General features: G+C 73.6%; 3 protein-coding genes. 2 read left to right on the forward strand and 1 reads right to left on the reverse strand.

What is annotated here, in order from left to right; all coding sequences use genetic code 11:
- Positions 1 to 752 (forward strand): helix-hairpin-helix domain-containing protein (locus tag ESO86_RS14280; protein ID WP_207207154.1); only part of this gene is annotated, 752 nt, incomplete at its 5' end.
- A gap of 15 nt (positions 753 to 767) precedes the next feature.
- Here the strand turns inward: ESO86_RS14280 and ESO86_RS14285 are convergent.
- A complete protein-coding gene (locus ESO86_RS14285) occupies positions 768 to 1853 on the reverse strand; it encodes a DUF998 domain-containing protein (protein ID WP_129235594.1) in 1086 nt (361 codons plus the stop codon).
- Positions 1854 to 1993: 140 nt separating this feature from the next.
- On the opposite strand from ESO86_RS14285, the gene ESO86_RS14290 reads away from it, so the two are divergent.
- Positions 1994 to 3133 (forward strand): MFS transporter (locus ESO86_RS14290; RefSeq protein WP_277985234.1); only part of this gene is annotated, 1140 nt, incomplete at its 3' end.

The raw sequence follows: 3133 nt of genomic DNA on the forward strand, positions 1-3133 counted from the left end.
ATCGCGACGCGCCCGACCGCTCGGCCGAGCATCGCCGCGACGGTGCGTTCGCGGTGCGCCTCGGGCTCGCCGACGTCACCTCGATCGGGGCGAAGGTCGCGGAGCGGATCGTCGCCGAGCGCGACGCGCACGGCCCGTACCGCGACATGGCCGACCTCTCCCGGCGCGCCGACCTCGATGCGACGCAGCTCGAGGCGCTCGCCGCGGCGGGAGCGTTCGAGTGCTTCGACCTGCGGCCGCGGCAGGCGCTGTGGCTCGCGGGCGAGGCCGCGCAGGACCGTGCCGACTACCTGCCCGGTGCGGTCGTCGTGGTGCAGCCGCCGTTGCTGCCCCTGCTGAACGACGCCGAGCAGGTCGTCTACGACCTGTGGGCGACGGGCATCTCGCCCGACGACCACCCGATCCGGCACGTGCGCGACCGCCTCGACGCGCGCGGCGTCATGCGCATCGATCGGCTGGGCGGCGCCGAGTCGGGGCGCCGCATCGAGGTCGGCGGGGTCGTCACGCACCGGCAGCGGCCGGCGACCGCGAGCGGCATCACGTTCATGAACCTCGAGGACGAATCGGGCACGCTCAACGTGATCGCGAGCGTCGGCGTGTGGTCGCGGTACCGCCGGATCGCGCGCGAGGCGCCGGCGATGGTGGTCCGCGGGATCCTGGAGCGCTCGCGCGAGGGCGTGGTCAACCTCGTCGCGGATCGGTTCGAGCCGCTGACCGTCTCGACCACCAACCGGTCCCGCGACTTCCGCTGACCCCGGGACCGGAGGTCATCGAGGCTGGAGCCGCACCTCCGGCCCGGCCCCGGGCACCCCGCTGCGGCGGGCGTCCGCCCCGAGGGCGGCGACGTTGCGGATGAACAGGATGAGCCACGTGAAGACGAGGATCCCCGCCACGAGCTCGACCGCGGTCAGCGTGTACAGGCCGACGATGAAGTACACGGCCAGCAGGACGATGACGGCCATGAACGACCAGCCGACGACCAGGAACGTCCGCGACGTGCCCGGGATCCAGCGGCGCAGTGCGATGACCAGCACGAAGAACGTCACCGCCATCCCCGATGCCGCGATCGTGTGGATCCAGAAGTGGGTGTCGACGGGGAAGATCCCGACGCCTGCGAGCAGCACTCCGATGAGCACGAGGCAGACGCGCACGTTGCGCCGACCGTGCGTGTGCGGCGTCGTGACGGTCGTCGTCGCGGCACGGGCGAGCGTGGTCACGAGGAATCCCGCGACGATGAGCGTCAGGTTGAACGCACGGGCCGACAGGTCGTCCGTCATGCCGAGCGCGCTCAGGTGCTCCGCCCACCAGTGCGGGTCGGAGGCGGTCAGCATGCTCGCGAGCATGCCCTCGACGAGGAACACCGCCAGGACGATCGCGAGCAGCAGGAGGTCCATGTGCGTCGCCGACGAGAACACGACGTAGGCGGTGACGGCACCCGCGGATCCCGCGATGACGAGCAGCGGAACGGCGAACACCGGCGCGCCGATGAACGCGCGTTCGAGGATATCGGCCAGCAGGGTCCACGTGAGCAGGGCGATGACGCCGTGCGCGATGGCGAGCGCGACGACGTCGAGCACGTCGAGCGCCCGCATCCGGCCGCCGCCCTCGCGCCCGGCGACGATGGCGCTCCCGACGGCGAAGGCGACGACCGCGACGACACCGCTCGCGACCGCGGCGTACTGGCCGATCGAGCCGGGACCCGAGATCGGCGCGCCGCCCAGGCCGAAGACCGGGATCGCGATCAGCCCCACTGCGGCGAACGAGGCGGCGCCCGCGGCCAGGGCGAGCGACTCCAGCGAACGCTCACCGGAACCGAGGAGCCGCTTCAGGCTCGCCCTGCGATCGGTCGGCATGGCTCGCTCCCTTCGCCGGCGAGGCGGTCCCGCGTGGCGCCGCCGCATCGACCGGCGACCGGGCCGCCCCGTGCGCTGAGGGTCACGGTAGCGCAGCGTTCCGACCGTGCGGCGGCAGGCCGGTCGGCGATACGCTGGCGGTGGCCCGGACGCGCGACGCGAACGCGACGCGAGGAGGTGGCCGCATGGCCGGATCGACGCGCGAACCGCTCTTCACCCGGGGGTTCATCGCCCTCGCCGTCGCCGAGTTGGCGTACTTCACGGCGACCGGGCTCGCCCTCTTCGCCCTCCCGCTCTACGTCACCGGGCCCGTCGGGGGCGACGAGGCGTCCGCGGGGCTCGCGGTCGGGGTCTTCGCGGTCTCCGCGCTCGTGCTGCGACCGTTCGCGGGCCGGGCCTCCGATCGCTTCGGCCGTCGGCCGATGCTCGTCGGCGGGGCGCTCCTCGCGGCCGCCGCCCTGCTCCTGCTGACGGCGACCCAGGACCTCGCCGTCATCATCGGGCTCCGGCTGCTCGCGGGGGTCGCCGAGGCGGCCTTCTTCGTGTCGGTGTTCGCCGCGCTCGCCGACCTGGCGCCCGCTTCGCGCATGGGCGAGGCGCTCTCGTACAACTCGCTCGGCCTCTACCTCGGCATCGCGTTCGGCCCGCTCGTCGGACAGGTGCTGCTGGATGCCGCGGGGTTCCGCGCCGTGTGGCTCGGGGGCGCCGGCCTCGCCGTGCTCGCGGTGGGGTTCGCGTTCCTCGTCGGCGAGACGAGGACCGCCCCGCCCGAGCTCGGGGGCCGGTTGCGGATCGTCCACCGTCCGGCGGTCCCGATCTCGATCGGCTTCCTCAGCTCGCTCGCCGCCGTGGGCGGCTTCATCGCGTTCGCGACGCTCTGGGCCGAGCGCATCGACCTCGCCTCGCCGAGCATCGCCCTCTTCGCCTACGGCGCCGTCGTGGTCGTGTGCCGCATCGCCTTCGCCCGCGTCCCCGATCGCCTCCCATCGCTGCCGCTCGCCGCGGCGTCGCTCGTGCTCATCGGCATCGGGCTGGTGATCGCCGCCGCATGGCGGGACTGGGTGGGGCTGCTCGTGGGCGTCGTGTTCATGGGAGTGGGCATCACCTTCACGACGCCCGCCTTCTTCGCCGCCGTCTTCGCCACGGCGTCGCCGTCCGAACGCGGCGTCGCATCGGGCACGGCCAGTGCCGCGCTCGACCTGGGCCTCGGCCTCGGGCCCATCGCGCTGGGCCTCGTCGCCGCGCCGTTCGGCATCCCGTGGGCGTTCGCGCTCGCCGCG

It is taken from the genome of Agromyces binzhouensis, assembly GCF_004135055.1.
GTDB classification, from domain to species: domain Bacteria; phylum Actinomycetota; class Actinomycetes; order Actinomycetales; family Microbacteriaceae; genus Agromyces; species Agromyces binzhouensis.